We start from the raw sequence: 14,601 nt of genomic DNA on the forward strand, positions 1-14,601 counted from the left end.
TGAGCGCGGCATCCCGCTGTACCAGCTCTCATCGAAGGAGTGACCCGAAGATGAGCAACACCACCACCCTCCCGGCTTCCGAGGTCGTCGCCGGCCGGGCCGTCGAGATCCTCGCCGCCATCGAGGCCGACCCCGAGTTCCCGGCGTTCGAGGCCGCGACCCTGCAGTACAGCGAGGACTGGCAGTGCTTCACCGGGTTCCCCACCATCGAGCGGTGGAACCTGGACGCGGACAAGGGCCCGCTCCTGCGCGAGGGCCTGCGGGCCCTGGCGCTGAAGGCAGCGGTCTACGAGCTCACCGGAGGGGACGAGAAGGCCGCCGAGGTTTCGCTGGCGGTGCCGGTTGACGAGATGACGCACGCGATGATCGCTCAGCCGCAGCTGCTCGCCCGGATCGCTGCTCGGGTCGGTGTCCAGATCATCCACCAGACCGACCAGGAGCACACGGACTACACCACCGGGGACTACACCCACGCCGCATACACGGCCGCGTGGGGCGAACCCCCGACCCGGTACTGGCTGACCCGCACCGAGGTCGACCGCCGACTGGGCATCCTCGCCATCAAGTACACGAGCATCGGCATGGGCCGCTCCGGGCGCGAGCACAGCATCACCTTCGCCGCCGCCTAGTAGTTCGACAGCGGCCTACCGCCGGAATCTCCACCACCGGCGCCGCGTAGCCGAAGGTTCAGGACGGGGCTCCGGGTCCGGAACCGGTGGGGCCACGAGCTCCACCGGGAGCCCGACACGCTCGGGGTGCACGCACACCGGAGTCCCGTCCGCCGCGTACCGAAAGCCGTCAACTGGGTTGAACGGCCAAGCCCGTGAGGGGCGGTCGGCCACCGCGAAGCCCTCGCGCGGCAGCCGCAGCGAGGGGCACACCCAGCAAGCCCTGTGATCGCTGTCCTCGGCAATGAACGGCTCATCTGCCATCTCCGCACCATACCGCTCAGCGCCTCCGCGCCCGTTCCACACCGCCTTCCTGGAGAACTCCGTGCTTGGGACTACCGGACAGCCGTCCGACAGCCACCCGGCCTCCGTGGCCGCCGCAGACGACAGCGCGGACGAGTCGCCCGTCGAAGCGCCGCCGGACGTCCAGGCGTGCCGCACCTGCGGAGCCACCGACGTGCCGCTGCACTTCGACTCCGTGGCGCCTCCCGAGCGCGTCAGCGACCTGGTGGTGCGCGACCGGGGCCGCTGCATCTCCTGTGTGGTGCACGGCCGATGAGAGTCGCGAAGACGTACGAGGAGTACAAGGCCGAGGGCCGCCGGCAGGTGGTACCGCCGAAGGGCTGGCGGCCGCTGGACGACTACGACCCGGCGGAAGCGGGCCGCCTGCTGGCCAAACGCGGCGTCCCGAGCGGCTTCCCGTTCTGCGAGTGCGGAGCCCCTAACTGCCCCAACGGGGGCGCCTACCAGCTGAACATCTTCCACTGCCCCTGAGAGAGAACTGTGCCCCGCCGACTCTTCCGATTCCTCGACTGGACCCTGACGCCGGACCGCGAGCCGGACGCGCCTCCGATCCAGCACATGTACCGGTGCCTCGGGGAAGACGAGGAAGGCAAGCCGTGCGGGGGCGAAGGCCCGGTCTGCGAGGACTTCGCTGAGGCGCAGAAGTGGCCGTTCGAGCACATCAAGTCCCAGCAGGAGCACCGGTCGTACGCTCACGTCGCGGTCACGCCCTGGCTGATGGTGCCGAAGGAAGAGCCGTCGTGACGATGGCCGACGACCCGCAGGCCGAGTACCGCGAGGTTGCCGAGCGCCGGCGTCGTGGGCTCCCTGAACCGGTCGCCTCGATGGTGGCCTACGTGCTGTCGAGCAGCTGCATCGTTGGCCTGGCCGCCGTCCTGCTCGTCTCCGCCTGGCACCCCTAGACCGGTGCGCGCGCATCTTCCAGCCGATCGGGCGCGCGCACCTTCCCGCCCTGGTACCTGAGTGGCCAGGGCGGGACCCCCATACTCCCGCTGCAGTTCCGTAGGCATACCGGCACAGCGGGACCCCAGCCCCGGCCGGCCGCACATCCCTTGAGGGGCTGGCCGGGGCCTCCCTCCATCAAGCAAGGAGAACTGCATGGCTCACGCCGACATCCCCGACGACGGCCACCCCCCGCGCCGGCTCGGCGCCGTGAACCTGGTGCGCAACGGAGCCGGTGACGTGCTGCTGGTCAAGCCGACTTACAAGAGCGGCTGGACGCTGCCTGGCGGTGCCGCGCACGAGGGTGAGGCCATCTCGGTGGCCGCCGCGCGGGAACTGGCGGAGGAGACCGGCCTGACGCGCGAGATCACCCACTTCTTCGCCCTGGACCAGGTGCCCCGCAACGCCGAGGCGAACTCGGACGAGGGCCTGAACGTCGTGTGCGACGGCGGGACCGTGACGGACGAGGAGGCGGCCGCGGTCGCTGTACCCGCCGGCGCCGCAGGCGAGTTGGCTGACCTCCGCTGGGTCCCGCTCGACCAGCTCGACGAGGTCACTCTTCCCTACCAGGAACGACGGATCCGGGCCGCCGTGGCCGCCGCCGACGCTGGCCAGCGCCTGCCGCTCTTGCAGCTCGGTGTGCCCGTCGCGTAGGCCCCATGAACTCCCACGCCGGCCAGGCGCGGGCACCCACCCCAACTAGGAACGGAGCAGAAGCACATGGCAGACGAGACAGGGCCCGGGCAGATCCCGGAGGTGCCGCCGCTGCCACCGAATCCGCAGGAGGCCAGTCCCTGCCCGTGTGGATGCGGAGCGTCGAGCGCATCCAGGTGCACCCGGTGGATGCGCTGACCACCACCTGACCCGGCCGTGCGCTCCCCACAGCGCACGGCCGATCGGCTACTCGGACTCCCGCTTCGCCCACCAGTACCCGAGTTGAGCAAGCGAGTTGGCGCCGCTGACCCGCTTGATCTCGGCGATCTGAGCGTGCACCGTCCTGCTGCTTACCTCCAGGGTGGTTGCGATGCTGGCCTGGCCCCGCCCCGACACCAGCAGACGCAGCACCGACGTCTGCAACTCAGTCAGCTCCGCCTCGGCCGGGGTCTCGTGGCCGCGCCACGCTGAAGCGCGGGCCCAGTCCCGCTCGAACATCGCCGCGGCGTAGTGGACGACTCCAGGGTCATGCAGGATCAGCGCCCGGACCGGTTCTGTGCCCGGCGTGTGCTCTGTCAGGTCGGTGACCACCGCGATGCGTCGGTCCACGATGATCGCCCGCATGAACTCCTCGTCCAGCGTCCGGATCTCCCCGCCCTCGCTGGTGATCTGCGCTGCCCACTGAGCTGTGGGCCCGTCGGACCGGACGGACGTCCGGTACAGCGTGCGCATCGTTACACCGCGCTGAAGCGCCGCGCGGTCGCGGGGGAGCGAGAGCGCGAGCATGTCGGCCGGGCGCGGACCACCCGGTTGAGCGGTCAGCAGTTCCTCGGCGGCCCCCGCGATGATCTCCGAGAGTCTGGCGTTGATGGTCTCGATCCCGCTGACGTACTCCACCGCGCCCCTCACCAGGTTCGCCGCAGCGCCCTGGTAGACCGCGGCCAGGGGCCGCAGATGCTCGGGCAGGGCCGTCACCTCCGCCATCGCCGCCCCTATCTGGCGATAGATCCGGTCGCGCTTCTCCGCGAGCACCTCTAACGGATCTCTCGTGACGAAGCGATCGGCGGGGTTGTGCGGATGGGGGAGGACCAGGCCGAAGTCGAGCAGCTCGGCGAGCGCCGGCCTGGCGCTGTCCGGCGCTGGTTCCTGGCGGGCCAGTGCCCCGTACAGCTCCTGCGCCTCAGCGCTCAGCACCAGTGGCTCAACAGACGCTCTCTGGATGGGCGTTGACGGCAATTTGGCTCCCGGGGAAAAACCGCAATGCGAACTTTCGCAGCCTAGAGCTCTTGATCGCGCCATGTCGATAGCAAATGATGAACCGCAGTACAGCAATGGGCCGTAGTCAACGGCCCCACCCCAGGAGGAAACATGGCACGACGGATCTACGCCCTCGCGGTATCGGTGGGCCTGGCGGTCGCGGCCGTGGCGGTGTCCCTCGGCTCGATGTCCACGGTGACTCGGCAGGCCGATTCTGCATGGAACCTCGTTCCGCCGACTGCAGTGCTCGCCGATTCGGCGTGGAACGTGGCGGCTCCGGACCCGGCCGATCCGCCGGTCAGCCCCATGGACTCTGCCTGGAACTGACCGTCAACGACTCCCGCTCCGCAGTGCCCGTCCTATCCGGGCGCTGCGGAGCGGGATTGTGGGGCCGGTATGTGACGTCGGCGCGCTCCGCTCGACAGCCTACTGACCCCTCAGGCCACCCTGTACCCGCCGAAGGGCGGGGCAGGGTGGTGGTGCCGGGTACCGTACTGGTGCCCCCTCTCCGGAGCCCGGCACTGGGAGGGGCCCGCGTCATCCGCCTGGCGCGGGCCTCCCTGACCTGCGGATCTTCCATGATCCAATGGGAGAATTTTGGGAGATGATCTTGGTCGGTGAGTGCCGGTGAACCCAACCGAACCTGACCGAGAGCAGCCGCCACATGGCGCCCCATCAGGGGATGAGCCGTCAGCATGGCTCTGCCCTGCGCGAAGCTGGCAGCCGAGGCCGTTCTTACAAAGCAGATGTCGGCGGTTCGAAACCGTCTGCGCCCACAGCGGACGATCTTGGATCGTCAGTACAAAGGGCCAGCTCAGAGGCATGATCCTCGTGAACTGGCCCTTCGTCGTACCCGGCGCCGCAGATCTTGTCAGTCCGGCCGTGCCACATCCGTGCCAGAAGCGTCCGGCGGATCCTGTCGGCCGAGCTGCTCGCGGGCGATCTCACCCATGCGGTCGGCGATGGCCCGGTCGCGGTCGCTGCTCATGTGCTGGTAGATCAGTGCAGCCCTGGTGGAGCTGTGGCCCATGCGCGTCATCAGCTCGCGGGTGCTGGCGCCGGTCCTGGCGGCGAGGTCGTTCCCGGTGTGCCGGAGATCGTGGAAGTGGGCTTCCTTCGACACCCCGGCCTTCGTACGAGCGGCAATCCAGTCGTCACGGAAATTGCTCCGACGGAGTCGACCGCCTCGGGGACCGATGAAGAAATGGCCTTCCGGCCCCTCCCCGGCGTACAGCTCCAGGTGTTCCATCAACGCGGGCACGATATCGGCGGGAAAAGCCACCGGCCGGAATCCCGCGCTGCTCTTGGGTGCCTTGTCGAGGAGCTTGCCGTTGTGCAGTTCCGCCTGATTCTTGCGAACCCAGAGCTGACAGGCCTCCACGTCGATGTCCCGACGGCGGAGCGCCGCCAGTTCACCGAACCGCAGCGCGGTGAAGGCGGTGAGCAGGACGAGTGCCCGCCACCGCGGTTTGATCGCCTTGGCAACGGCGTGGACTTCGGCCACGGTCAAGATCGGACGTTCGGGGACGTTGTAGGTGTCGGCACCCTTGATCCGGCAGGGGTTCTTCTGGATCAGTTCGTCGTCCACGGCGGTGTTCATGATGGCCCGCAGCACCTGGTACGCCTTCACCACGGACGGTTCGCCGACGCCGTCCTCAAGGAGAGCGGACCGCCAGGACCGGACGCGAGCCGGAGTGATCTCGGCGAGTGAGAGGTTGCCGAGCTTCGGCTTGATCTGGAGACGCAGCACGATCGCGTAGCGCTCTCGGGAGGTCTCCTCCAACTTCCGATCCCTGAGCCACTGGTCGGCGAAGTCACAGAGCTTGACCTTGCCGGCGTCGGGATCGATCCACTGGTTCCGCGAGATGTCGGCCTCGATCTGAGACAGCGCCAACTCCGCGTCCGTCTTGGTCTCATACGTCTCCTTGGTGGGCCGGAGCTGGCCGGTCTGCGGGTCCGGGTAGCGGGCCTGCCAGCGACCGGACGGCAGCCGCCGGACGGATCCAAAACGGCGGCGGCGACCCTTGCTGTTGGCCATCAGGCGGCCCTCCTTAGGGAGTTACGGCGAATGGAAATCGGTTGGACGGTGCGTGCGGTGATGAACTCGGTGAGGGCGGAGGTCGGGATGCGGACGTGGCGGCCGACCTTGACGAAGGTGATGCGGCGTTCGGCGATCAGCCGACGGGGGAAGCGCTCGGTGGTGCCCAGCAGTTCGGCCACCTGCGTGATGGTCAGGAGGGGGTCGACGGGTTTCAAGTTGCCTTCCTTTCCGAGGAGTTCGCGGTGATCGGGTGGCTGGGGCCGTCGGCGAGGGTGAGGGCCTGGTCGAGGGCTTGGCGCCAGCGGACGCGTTCGGCGACGGCTCGGAGGAGTCGGGTGGCGAGGGGTGTGGCGTCGGGGTCGCCGGGGCGGACGAGGGCCCAGAGGTAGCGGGTGGGGTCGGGGCGGGTGGCGGTGTCGCCGAGGACGTCCAGGACCCAGGCGCGGCGTTCGGCGCGGTGGTCGGTGAGGGTCTTGCCGGACCATTTGCGGGAGACGAGGACGCGGCGGCCGCCATAGCCGAGGTGTTCGCGTTTGTGGGCGCGGGCGCGGCAGTTGCCGGGGTTGAGGCCGGGGTGGGCGTTCTTGGGCTGGATGCCGTAGAGGAGCCAGTTGGCGCAGGTGGGGGAGCAGGGTTCCCAGCGGAGGGCGGCGGCGAGGCGGTCGATGTGGTCCTGTTCGGTGGCGCTGCCTGCGGTGTGGCATTCGGCCACGGACTTGGTGAGGTACTTGGTCAGGTAGCGGATGCAGCGGCCGGCCTGCGGGGAGCCGACGAGGACGCCTTGGGCGTCGAGTTGGGTGCCGAAGCGGGAGACGTGGAGGGGTTCGGCGTCGGGATCCTGGTCGAGGTGGTCGAGGGCTTCGTCCCAGGTGGTGAGCGCTTCGCCGGTGGCCGGGTCGAGGTAGGCGGTGTGCTCGGGGGACCAGCGGGGAGCGGTCTCGGGCGTGAAGTGGAGGTGGTCGGTGGGCGGCCACCAGACCTGGTGGTAGGTGGCCGCGACGACCTGGCGCAGTTCGGTGCGGGAGACGGTCCCGCGCAGGGCGAGGTGCAGGTGTGGGGCGAGGCGGCGCTGTGGTTCCACGACGGCGAAGTACTGGACGTCGTAGCCGACGAAGCGGCGGAGGTTCTGGATGAACCGGTCGATGAGCTTGGGGAAGTGGAGGGCGTCCCGGGCGGCTTGGCGGTAGTCGTAGGTGGCCGGGTCGGCGGGGGTGCCGTCGGTGCGGACGCGGCCGTAGGAGGGCAGGGTGAGGGTCAGGAAGAGGGAGGGGCGGAAGGTCTTGCCGTCGGGAGTCGTGTAGGCCTTGCCGAGGGTGCGGGCCTCGATCGGCCGGCGGGGGAGGTCCGGGGTGTCCTGGCGGCGCCTGGTGGAGCGGACCCGGCGGGCGGTGGCAGCGGGGGTGAGGGAGCCGCGTACGCCGCTGTCGGCGAGCTGTTCGTCGACCTCGGTAAGGAGGGAGGCCAGTTCCTCGGCCTCCGGGCCGTCGGCGGTGGCGTGAGCCTTGGTCAGGTCGGCCCGGAGTTCGGTGAGGAAGTGCTGTTCGTCGGTGGCCGGGTCGGGGTCGAGGACGGGCTCCTCGGTGAGGTGCCAGCCTTCGCGGCACTGTGCGGCCCGCAGGCGGCGCTTGCGTTCGGCGCAGGTGGGGCAGAGGCTGGCGCGGGTTGCGCCGCACGGGATGTCGACGATCTCGGTCTGACCCGTGAGGACGTCGGTGCGGCGGACGGCCACCGGGCGGACGCAGACGCCGTGTTGTTCGGCGACCGAGCGGAGCACGCCTTGGGCCAGTGGCATCCTGGCCCGTTCGACGCGGGTGGTTGCGGTCATCGGCGGTCTTCCGTGTAGCAGAAGGTGTACAGGGCTTCCATGAGCCGGATCAGGTCGCGGCCGGTGGTGATGGGCGGGTATCCGGCGTCCTCGATGCGGCGGGCGATGTCGAAGAGCAGGCCGCGGGTGAAGCGCGGGTCCTTGCCCGATTCCGGCTGGGGCACGGGGTAGTTGGCGGCGCTGGGCAGGCGGTTGTCGGTCATGGCAGGACCTCCGGTCAGGGGTGGACGGCGGCGAAGGAATGGGCGAGCCAGGCGAGCAGGTGGCGGATCGGTGTGGCGGCGACGGAGTCGGCGAGGAGGAAGCCGAAGGTGCCGCACAGGAGCAGGTGGGTGACTTTGAGCGCCTTGTGGCGCAGGAGCACGGCGATCAGGAGGCCGAGGAACACGACGAGGGAGCCGGTGAGGATCACGGCCGGGCACCACCTTCCGGATGGCTGTCGAGGGGGCTAGACACCGTGTAGACGGACTGGTCGGGGCAGTACTGGGCGACGAGCGCTTCGATCTCGGAGTCGGGCACGTAGGCGGCGCGGACCCGGATCGGCTGGGGGTTGCCTTCGTTGCGGACGTAGCCGACGCCCGCGCCGGTCTGCGGGTCGGGCGAGATCAGGTCCGCGTACGCTCCCCGCTCGCGGGCGCCTGAGCCGAGGACCATGTCGACCTGGGCGGCTTCGTCCATGCGCAGGGCGACCCGGTCGGGGAAGAGGTTGCGCAGGTTGATGACCTCCTTGCGCGGGTCCTGGAGGGCGCCGACGAGGCAGAAGCCGACCGAGCGCCCTTGGCTGGTGAGGGTGGCGATGGCGGACTCGGCCCGGCGGCGGAGGTCCCGGTCAGGTTGGTAGGCGGTGAGGAAGGCGAGTTCGTCGGCGAGCACGACGACGAACGGTGAGTCGGGAGTCGGGGTGTGCGAGCGGACGCGACCGGCGAAGGACTTGGCCCGCTCCTGCATCCGGTCGACTGCTTCCTCAAGCAGCTCGACCATGCGCTCGGGATCGCAGGCGTACTTGGCGAACAGCCCTGCCCCGAAGGACAGTTCCATGCGCTTGGGGTCCAGTGCCCAGAGCTGCACCAGGCCGGCGGCCACGGCGGGCAGGAGCTTTCGGACCACTCCCCACAGCACCGAGCCCTTCCCGGAGCCCGTGACCCCGGCGACCAGGACGTGCGTGCCGTGCAGCCGCAGCCGCCAGGGAGAGCCGTCCTCGCGGGTGCCGATCTCTACCGACGCCCACTGCTCTGCCGGGCCCACCGGTTCGGCCGCAGTGCCGCCTCCTCCCGGAGTTCGGCGAGTAGTGCCCAGGCTCGGCGCGAGAGTCGCAGCACCGCGACCAATGCCCGGAAGGCCCAGCGCTGAAGCTGACCAGGCCGAGGCCGCAGTCCGGTGAGCTTCAATCGCCAGCTTCCGTAGGCGAAACCGACCTTGGGTGAATCGCTGGGCGAGCTTGTCGAGCCACTTACGGAGTCGTTCGCCGAGTGACGGGGGCGCGGGCCGAGGAGGCTTGCCGGTGGTGGTGAACGGGTCGGCGAGCGGATCCGTGGTCCAGGCCCGCAGGACGACGACGCCCCGCCGAGGACTTCCCACTTCGACCCGTTCCACACGCCAGGTGTGCGCGATCCCCTGGGCATGTTGAGCCAGGTGATCGGGGACCTGTCCGGGCAGCAAGCCGATCCAGACATCGAGCCCGTCGGGGTGCCTGCTGATCCGGGCGATGCGCGGCCAGACGTACTCGTACGGCGCGTCGAAGCGCGGCAACGGCGCCTGCTGCCAGAGCCCCAGGGCATAGCTCAGGTCGGGCCAGCTGCGGCGGATGCGTGAACGCAGCGACCACGTGCGGTAGATCAGCCAGCCGACTGGACCGGCGACATACAAGGCGATGACTGTGATGCCGCCGACGGGTCCGAGGTAGGCGGCAGCCCAAGAGTGCACGAGCCAGGCGACTGCCAGCATGAGGACCGTGGTCTTGATGCCGCGGCTGCTCAGCTTGAACATGACGGTTGTTCACCCCTCTCGTTCGTGAAGTTGGCTGTGGCAGACCCGGCGTGCGAAGTGCGGACGATCGATGACCGTGCTCCGCACGCCGGGAAAGCGTGCCGGTCAGGCCGCCGACTTCGCGGCCGGGCGGTTCGGGGCGGGGGCGCGCAGGCCCTCGGCGCGCAACGAGTAGGCGACCCGGCCGCCGTTGTTGACGTACGCGGTCACGGTCAGGCCCTCGAACTCGACCGGCCGGAAGGGCAGACCCGGCGCGGCGTCCGGCAGCACCGGCACCACGGGCGCGGCGACCTTGACCCTGGCCGAGGTGTCCCGCGCCTCCGGGTCCGGGTCGACCACGGAGACGACCCAGAGCGGGTGCCCGGTCGCCCTGTCGCGGGCCTGCACCTTGGCGCCGCTGCTCTTGCTCGCGTCGAAGTCGGCGACCGGCTCGACCGAGACGGCGAAGGCGCCGGCGGGGAACGCATCCTCGAAGCGGACGGGGATCGCACCACGGATGGCCATGAAGATCTCTCCTTGTCCACCCCCCTAGACAGTCGAAAGCCGACCGCTTCCGAGATGGCCGTCTAGGGGGGTGGACACTCAAGGTAGGGCATCCGCTTCGGAGATGTCTAGGGGGATAGACAAAGATCTTGACGTGTCGTCAGGCGGGCGATTCACCCTTTAATTTGATCGCCCTGCTGTGCGGGCAGTTTGTACGATCCAGGCATGATCACCGCCTCCCGGGCAACATCTCGCGCCCTGCTGATCACTGGCACCGTGGGGGTCGGCAAGACCTCGGTGGCTGACGCCGCTGGTGCGCTGCTAGCCGACGCGGGGATCCCTAACGCGGTGCTGGACCTGGATCGGCTGTGCCAGTCCTGGCCTTCACCTGAAGGTGATCCCTTCAATAACGGCGTGCTGCTTCGGAACCTGCGGAGCGTCGCGAGCAACTACTTGGATGCCGGGGTGGAGCGGCTTGTCCTGGCAGGGGTGGCCGAGAGCCAGGCCGACTGCGAGCGATACCAGGACGCGGTCGGAGTCGACCTGTCGGTGTGCCGGCTGAAGGTCAGCCTGCCCGTAGTGCGGCACCGCCTCGCTCGGCGCCACGACAACGATCCCGACGGGCTCCGCTGGCACCTGGGCAGGTCGGGAAAACTGGACCAGATTCTGGACCATGCCCAAGTCGAAGACTTCAGCATCGATGCCACAGATGACTCCATCCCTGCCATCGCCGAAGCCGTGCTCCGTGCGGCCGGTTGGCGGTAGTGCCGTCGGTAGGCACCAACCGAACGGGGCTCGGTGCTCCACAAGACTCAAACTTCGATGAGATCCGTCAAGCTTCGGCAGGAAAGGGGCAGCTGGTGAGCCAGGTAGCCGCGGTCTCTCCGCTGGACGCCGAGCAGGACGATCGCTGGATCGAGGTCGACCCGTTCATCCTGGAGGGGCGCAAGATCCAGGCGATGCTGAGGATCCGCGCCGAGTTCGGAGTCGGCATCCGCGACGGAATCGACCTGCTCGGGTGGCGCTACGAGAAGCTCAGGCGCGAACGCCCGGACGACTTCTCGATGAGCCCCGAGCAGTACTGGGACGGGTTCTACTCCTGAGCTTCTGGCGTGTCGTGTCGGTCCTGATCGCCTGCGCTGCCGTGGTCGATGACGGGAATCTCGATCTCGTACGAGAGTCGGAAGTGGTCGGCGGAAAGCACGATGTCGGCTGTCTCGACCGCGAGTTCGCCCGCCCAGTGGGTGCGTTCGATGGCCAGCACGGTTGACCCCAGCGGGATGCCGAGCTGGCCGGCCTCCGCTTCGAGTACCGGCCGGGCCGTCACGTCCTCGGTCACCCTGGTGACCGTGATGCCGATTCCGGCCATCCGCACGACGACTCCGTGACCCGCGAGCGGGCCGAGTTCGGGCAACGTGATGTCGGTGCGTTCGGTTATGGCCAGAGCCTCCCAGCTGGTCGAGAGCTGGACCGGTTCGCCGTCCGCGCGGAAGACGTACTGCGTCTGCATGATCGGATCACCCGCGGCGATCCCGAGTCGAGTGGCCAACGAGGCTGTCGCGTAGGTCTTCTGCGACGAGCTGGACCAGGAGGGCTCGACACCGCGAGAGGCGCTCTCGGCGGCGAACGGGCTTCCGGGTGCCTGGTAGCGGCCACGCGCCATTCGCGTCCTGTTCGGCCGGACTCGCACATAGGTGCCCGATCCCGGACGGCCCTCGATCAGGCCCTCGGTGGTCAGCACCCGCAGGGCCTGCCGCACCGGCTGCTCGGAAAGGCCGTGCTCACGGCACAGGTCAGCGATGCTCGGCATCTTCGAACCCGGCTCCCGCGCCCCGGAAAGGATCTCGGCGCGGAGCACGTCTGCCAGGCGCAGGTAGGCCGGTCGTCCCAACTCCCCCACGAGCACCCCAATCTCACGGTTTCTCAGATCAGCTTGACAAGCTTGCACCCGAGCTTTCAAGCTCGAATACAAGCTTTACGCAATGTAGTTGACCTGAAGCGCTATGACGCCGAAAGGATCTTCGCCATGTATCGGATTGCCCGCTTCCCGGGAGTGCCCGAGTCGCCCGGAGCGGCCAGGAGGATGGTCCGCGACGCGCTCGGCCGCGAGCACCCCAAGGTCTCGGATGCCGAACTGATCGTCTCGGAACTCGCGACCAACGCCGTCCTGCACAGCCTGGCAGGTGAGGACGGCTTCTTCTGGGTCGAGATCGCCCAGCGAGGTGACCGGCTCTGGATCGAGGTGTTCGACGGCGGCATGCCGGACGAGGACCGACCCTGTCGGAGCCGGGAGAGGAGGGCGACTACGGGCGCGGGCTCGATATCGTGAGGGCGCTGGCGGACGGGTGGGGGCACAAGCTCCAGCTCGATCGCAGTCAGTCACTCTGGGTCGAGCTAGCATCCCCGGCAGAGGACCTTCCTCGATCTCGTCCTGAAAAGCCCACCCCACGGGGTGTATAGCCCCCTATACAAGACGGTTGCCGAATAGCCGTCAGGAGATCCGCGATGACCGACAACCCGCAGCAGACCGGCCGACACCTTCGTTTGCTGATCATGTCTATCCCCCTAGACTCTGCACTGGCAGGAGCCGACACAGGAGGAGACATGGCGGGAGAGACACAGCGGATCGCCGCCATCAAGGACCCGTTCGCGCTGCTGCGAGCGGCGACCGTGCGGCTGGCCGAGGCCCAGCAGGAGGTCACCGAGCTGTCGAGGCTTCGCCAGCGGGTGATCTCCGAGCTGCACGAACAGGGCATGTCCTACGCCCAGATCGCGGCCGAGGCCGGCCTCACCCGGGGGCGGATCCACCAGCTCAAGCAGTCCGCCCCCGCACCCGAAGGCGCCTTCCTGGGCAACGCCCGGCTGATCATCGCCACACCACTCAAGCAGGAAGCGGGCAACGCCCGGCCGGTACTCGCTGCCGAGGACTTTGCCGCCGCCCAGCGCCTGGGCGATCTCGCCCGCTCCTACAAGCTGGACCCCAGCTTCGAGCACGTGCCGATCGGCGGCGAGATCGACCTCAACCGCGACGACATGATCGTGATCTGCGGCCCGAGGCTCTCCAGCCACGTCGCCGGCGTGCTGGCCCAGGATCCCTCGATCGTGTTCGAGCGCGCCGAGGACGGACCGTGGACCCTGCGCGACCGCGAGACCGGCGTCGCCTACCGCTCCGGCATCGACTCGGCTCCGAAGGCCAACTCCGACGTCGCCTACTTCGGACGCCTGCCCCGGCCCGACGGCAAGGGCCTGATCATGGTGCTGACCGGTATTCACCCGCAGGGCACCCTCGGAGTCGTCCACCTGATCGTCAACGACCTGGCCGACCTGTACCGGCAGGCCGGTACCGACCGCTTCTCGGTCCTGGTCAACGTCGACTACAACCCGGCCGACAACGAGCCCGTCAGGGTCCGGCTACTGTCGCCCTTCTACCGCCACGGGGCAGACTGACCGGGTGCGCATCGAGATCGCTACAGAGCCCGCCCGAGCCGACCGCCCCAACGAGGACTTCATTGCCGCCAGCCCGAGCGCCGTCGTACTGCTCGACGGCGCCGGCACGCCTGCCGGATCCGAATCGGGCTGCGAACACGGCGTCGCCTGGTACGTCTCCCGCCTCGGCGTCAACCTGCTGGCCAGCGTCACCAACCAGCCCGACCGGGCACTCACCGACTGCCTGGCCGACGCCATCGCCGAGACTGCCGAACTCCACGCGGACACCTGCGACTTGCATCACCCCGGCACACCGTCGGCCACCGTCATCGCGGTCCGGGTCACCGACGAGGTCCTCGAATACCTCGTACTGGCCGACTCCACCCTCGTCCTTGAACACACCGACGAGACCGGACCGACCGCCATCACCGACGACCGCGAGGCCCAGATCGGCGCCACCCTGCGCGGACCCATGGACGCCACACTCGCCGGTACGCCGGAGCACGCCGAGGCCCTGCGCGCGTACGTCGAGGCCATGCGGGCCCACCGCAACCAGCCGGACGGCTTCTGGGTCGCAGCAGCCGACCCCGCGGCGGCGTACGCGTCTCTCACCGGCAGCGTGCCCCGCAGTGACCTCACCGGCTTCACCATGCTCAGCGACGGCGCTTCACGCCTGGTCGACCGCTTCCATCTCGCCAACTGGCCCCAGGCGTTGAAGCTCATTCGCGATCACGGGCCCATCGCCCTGATCCGGGAAGTCCGAGCCGCCGAGCTCAGCGACGTCGAAGGCCGGCGGTGGCCCCGAGGCAAGACCCACGACGACACCGCAGTAGCCACCGTCACGCTGTAAGCCGCGAACCCCGGACACCATTCCGAGTCACTGCCGAATTCCGCTCTACCAGGTCAAGGGCGCGCGCCCTGCGCGCGCCGCTGCCCCGCCCGTGGCGGCCGACGCCGGGCGTGCGGGCTGGCGCCCGGTCCCGGCGCGACCGCCCGGACAGGGGCAGCAGGGTGGC

Annotated in this window: 21 protein-coding genes; 12 read left to right on the top strand and 9 right to left on the bottom strand. The window is 69.0% G+C overall.

The window, feature by feature from the left end:
* Positions 1–50 precede the first annotated feature (50 nt).
* The 6 genes from ACSMTC_RS26455 to ACSMTC_RS26480 all read left to right on the top strand — a co-directional run bounded on the left by ACSMTC_RS26455 (position 51) and on the right by ACSMTC_RS26480 (position 2,567).
* A complete protein-coding gene (locus ACSMTC_RS26455) occupies positions 51–629 on the top strand; it encodes a hypothetical protein (protein ID WP_436562204.1) in 579 nt (192 codons plus the stop codon).
* A gap of 364 nt (positions 630–993) precedes the next feature.
* Positions 994–1,227 (top strand): hypothetical protein, encoded by a 234-nt coding sequence (locus tag ACSMTC_RS26460; RefSeq protein ID WP_436562205.1) that lies wholly within the window; start codon positions 994–996, stop codon positions 1,225–1,227.
* Positions 1,224–1,442, top strand: a complete 219-nt coding sequence (locus ACSMTC_RS26465; protein ID WP_436562206.1) for a hypothetical protein — start codon at positions 1,224–1,226, stop codon at positions 1,440–1,442. The genes ACSMTC_RS26460 and ACSMTC_RS26465 overlap by 4 nt, the downstream gene beginning before the upstream one ends.
* Before the next feature lie 9 nt (positions 1,443–1,451).
* Positions 1,452–1,715, top strand: a complete 264-nt coding sequence (locus ACSMTC_RS26470) for a DUF7848 domain-containing protein (protein ID WP_436562207.1) — start codon at positions 1,452–1,454, stop codon at positions 1,713–1,715.
* Positions 1,712–1,873, top strand: a complete 162-nt coding sequence (locus tag ACSMTC_RS26475) for a hypothetical protein (protein ID WP_436562208.1) — start codon at positions 1,712–1,714, stop codon at positions 1,871–1,873. Before ACSMTC_RS26470 ends, ACSMTC_RS26475 begins: the two co-directional genes overlap by 4 nt.
* 196 nt (positions 1,874–2,069) lie before the next feature.
* Positions 2,070–2,567 (top strand): NUDIX domain-containing protein, encoded by a 498-nt coding sequence (locus ACSMTC_RS26480; protein ID WP_436562209.1) that lies wholly within the window; start codon positions 2,070–2,072, stop codon positions 2,565–2,567.
* Between the two features lie 246 nt (positions 2,568–2,813).
* Here the strand turns inward: ACSMTC_RS26480 and ACSMTC_RS26485 are convergent, their stop codons facing one another.
* Positions 2,814–3,761 carry a LuxR C-terminal-related transcriptional regulator gene (locus ACSMTC_RS26485; RefSeq protein WP_436562210.1) on the bottom strand — a complete coding sequence of 316 codons (948 nt, stop codon included), beginning with the start codon at positions 3,759–3,761 and terminating at the stop codon, positions 2,814–2,816.
* A gap of 174 nt (positions 3,762–3,935) precedes the next feature.
* Here ACSMTC_RS26485 and ACSMTC_RS26490 point away from each other — a divergent pair, with 174 nt between their 5' ends.
* Positions 3,936–4,151, top strand: coding sequence for a hypothetical protein (locus ACSMTC_RS26490; RefSeq protein WP_436562211.1), 216 nt, complete (start codon positions 3,936–3,938; stop codon positions 4,149–4,151).
* A gap of 544 nt (positions 4,152–4,695) precedes the next feature.
* On the opposite strand, the gene ACSMTC_RS26495 is transcribed toward ACSMTC_RS26490, so the two are convergent.
* From ACSMTC_RS26495 to ACSMTC_RS26525, 7 genes are all read right to left on the bottom strand, one after another.
* On the bottom strand, positions 4,696–5,862 hold the full coding sequence (locus ACSMTC_RS26495; protein ID WP_436562212.1) for a tyrosine-type recombinase/integrase: 1,167 nt from the start codon (positions 5,860–5,862) through the stop codon (positions 4,696–4,698).
* Entirely contained in the window at positions 5,862–6,080 is a 219-nt protein-coding gene (locus ACSMTC_RS26500) for an excisionase family DNA-binding protein (protein ID WP_436562213.1), read from the bottom strand. The genes ACSMTC_RS26495 and ACSMTC_RS26500 overlap by 1 nt, the downstream gene beginning before the upstream one ends.
* Positions 6,077–7,690 (bottom strand): replication initiator, encoded by a 1,614-nt coding sequence (locus ACSMTC_RS26505; protein WP_436562214.1) that lies wholly within the window; start codon positions 7,688–7,690, stop codon positions 6,077–6,079. Before ACSMTC_RS26505 ends, ACSMTC_RS26500 begins: the two co-directional genes overlap by 4 nt.
* A complete protein-coding gene (locus ACSMTC_RS26510) occupies positions 7,687–7,893 on the bottom strand; it encodes a hypothetical protein (RefSeq protein ID WP_436562215.1) in 207 nt (68 codons plus the stop codon). Before ACSMTC_RS26510 ends, ACSMTC_RS26505 begins: the two co-directional genes overlap by 4 nt.
* A 14-nt stretch (positions 7,894–7,907) precedes the next feature.
* The gene (locus tag ACSMTC_RS26515) at positions 7,908–8,102 is read right to left on the bottom strand and encodes a hypothetical protein (RefSeq protein WP_436562216.1); all 195 of its coding nucleotides are present in this window, start codon (positions 8,100–8,102) and stop codon (positions 7,908–7,910) included.
* The gene (locus tag ACSMTC_RS26520; RefSeq protein ID WP_436562217.1) at positions 8,099–9,676 is read right to left on the bottom strand and encodes an FtsK/SpoIIIE domain-containing protein; all 1,578 of its coding nucleotides are present in this window, start codon (positions 9,674–9,676) and stop codon (positions 8,099–8,101) included. Before ACSMTC_RS26520 ends, ACSMTC_RS26515 begins: the two co-directional genes overlap by 4 nt.
* A gap of 105 nt (positions 9,677–9,781) precedes the next feature.
* Complete coding sequence (locus ACSMTC_RS26525) at positions 9,782–10,180, bottom strand: plasmid replication, integration and excision activator (RefSeq protein WP_436562218.1); 399 nt, start codon at positions 10,178–10,180, stop codon at positions 9,782–9,784.
* Positions 10,181–10,384: 204 nt separating this feature from the next.
* Between ACSMTC_RS26525 and ACSMTC_RS26530 the strand changes: the two genes are divergently transcribed.
* Together ACSMTC_RS26530 and ACSMTC_RS26535 are read left to right on the top strand one after the other, a co-directional pair.
* A complete protein-coding gene (locus tag ACSMTC_RS26530) occupies positions 10,385–10,924 on the top strand; it encodes a hypothetical protein (protein ID WP_436562219.1) in 540 nt (179 codons plus the stop codon).
* A gap of 95 nt (positions 10,925–11,019) precedes the next feature.
* A complete protein-coding gene (locus ACSMTC_RS26535; RefSeq protein WP_436562220.1) occupies positions 11,020–11,262 on the top strand; it encodes a hypothetical protein in 243 nt (80 codons plus the stop codon).
* Here ACSMTC_RS26535 and ACSMTC_RS26540 read toward each other — a convergent pair.
* Positions 11,253–12,131: a GntR family transcriptional regulator gene (locus ACSMTC_RS26540; RefSeq protein WP_436562221.1), complete on the bottom strand. Its 879-nt coding sequence runs from the start codon at positions 12,129–12,131 to the stop codon at positions 11,253–11,255. The genes ACSMTC_RS26535 and ACSMTC_RS26540 overlap by 10 nt on opposite strands.
* 54 nt (positions 12,132–12,185) lie before the next feature.
* Between ACSMTC_RS26540 and ACSMTC_RS26545 the strand changes: the two genes are divergently transcribed.
* The 3 genes from ACSMTC_RS26545 to ACSMTC_RS26555 all read left to right on the top strand — a co-directional run bounded on the left by ACSMTC_RS26545 (position 12,186) and on the right by ACSMTC_RS26555 (position 14,435).
* Complete coding sequence (locus tag ACSMTC_RS26545) at positions 12,186–12,488, top strand: ATP-binding protein (RefSeq protein WP_436562222.1); 303 nt, start codon at positions 12,186–12,188, stop codon at positions 12,486–12,488.
* Positions 12,489–12,763: 275 nt separating this feature from the next.
* A complete protein-coding gene (locus ACSMTC_RS26550; RefSeq protein WP_436562223.1) occupies positions 12,764–13,606 on the top strand; it encodes a sigma factor-like helix-turn-helix DNA-binding protein in 843 nt (280 codons plus the stop codon).
* Positions 13,607–13,610: 4 nt separating this feature from the next.
* Complete coding sequence (locus ACSMTC_RS26555) at positions 13,611–14,435, top strand: protein phosphatase 2C domain-containing protein (RefSeq protein WP_436562224.1); 825 nt, start codon at positions 13,611–13,613, stop codon at positions 14,433–14,435.
* Positions 14,436–14,601 lie beyond the last annotated feature (166 nt).

The sequence above is a fragment of the Kitasatospora sp. HPM-01-4 genome, assembly GCF_051374625.1.
Taxonomy (GTDB): domain Bacteria; phylum Actinomycetota; class Actinomycetes; order Streptomycetales; family Streptomycetaceae; genus Kitasatospora.

Coding starts and splice junctions, on each gene's coding strand:
- ACSMTC_RS26490 (WP_436562211.1), top strand. CDS start 3,936: ATGGCACGACGGATCTACGCCCTCGCGGTATCGGTGGGCCTGGCGGTC.
- ACSMTC_RS26520 (WP_436562217.1), bottom strand. CDS start 9,676: ATGTTCAAGCTGAGCAGCCGCGGCATCAAGACCACGGTCCTCATGCTG.
- ACSMTC_RS26545 (WP_436562222.1), top strand. CDS start 12,186: ATGTATCGGATTGCCCGCTTCCCGGGAGTGCCCGAGTCGCCCGGAGCG.
- ACSMTC_RS26465 (WP_436562206.1), top strand. CDS start 1,224: ATGAGAGTCGCGAAGACGTACGAGGAGTACAAGGCCGAGGGCCGCCGG.
- ACSMTC_RS26510 (WP_436562215.1), bottom strand. CDS start 7,893: ATGACCGACAACCGCCTGCCCAGCGCCGCCAACTACCCCGTGCCCCAG.
- ACSMTC_RS26495 (WP_436562212.1), bottom strand. CDS start 5,862: ATGGCCAACAGCAAGGGTCGCCGCCGCCGTTTTGGATCCGTCCGGCGG.
- ACSMTC_RS26455 (WP_436562204.1), top strand. CDS start 51: ATGAGCAACACCACCACCCTCCCGGCTTCCGAGGTCGTCGCCGGCCGG.
- ACSMTC_RS26505 (WP_436562214.1), bottom strand. CDS start 7,690: ATGACCGCAACCACCCGCGTCGAACGGGCCAGGATGCCACTGGCCCAA.
- ACSMTC_RS26530 (WP_436562219.1), top strand. CDS start 10,385: ATGATCACCGCCTCCCGGGCAACATCTCGCGCCCTGCTGATCACTGGC.
- ACSMTC_RS26480 (WP_436562209.1), top strand. CDS start 2,070: ATGGCTCACGCCGACATCCCCGACGACGGCCACCCCCCGCGCCGGCTC.
- ACSMTC_RS26525 (WP_436562218.1), bottom strand. CDS start 10,180: ATGGCCATCCGTGGTGCGATCCCCGTCCGCTTCGAGGATGCGTTCCCC.
- ACSMTC_RS26550 (WP_436562223.1), top strand. CDS start 12,764: ATGGCGGGAGAGACACAGCGGATCGCCGCCATCAAGGACCCGTTCGCG.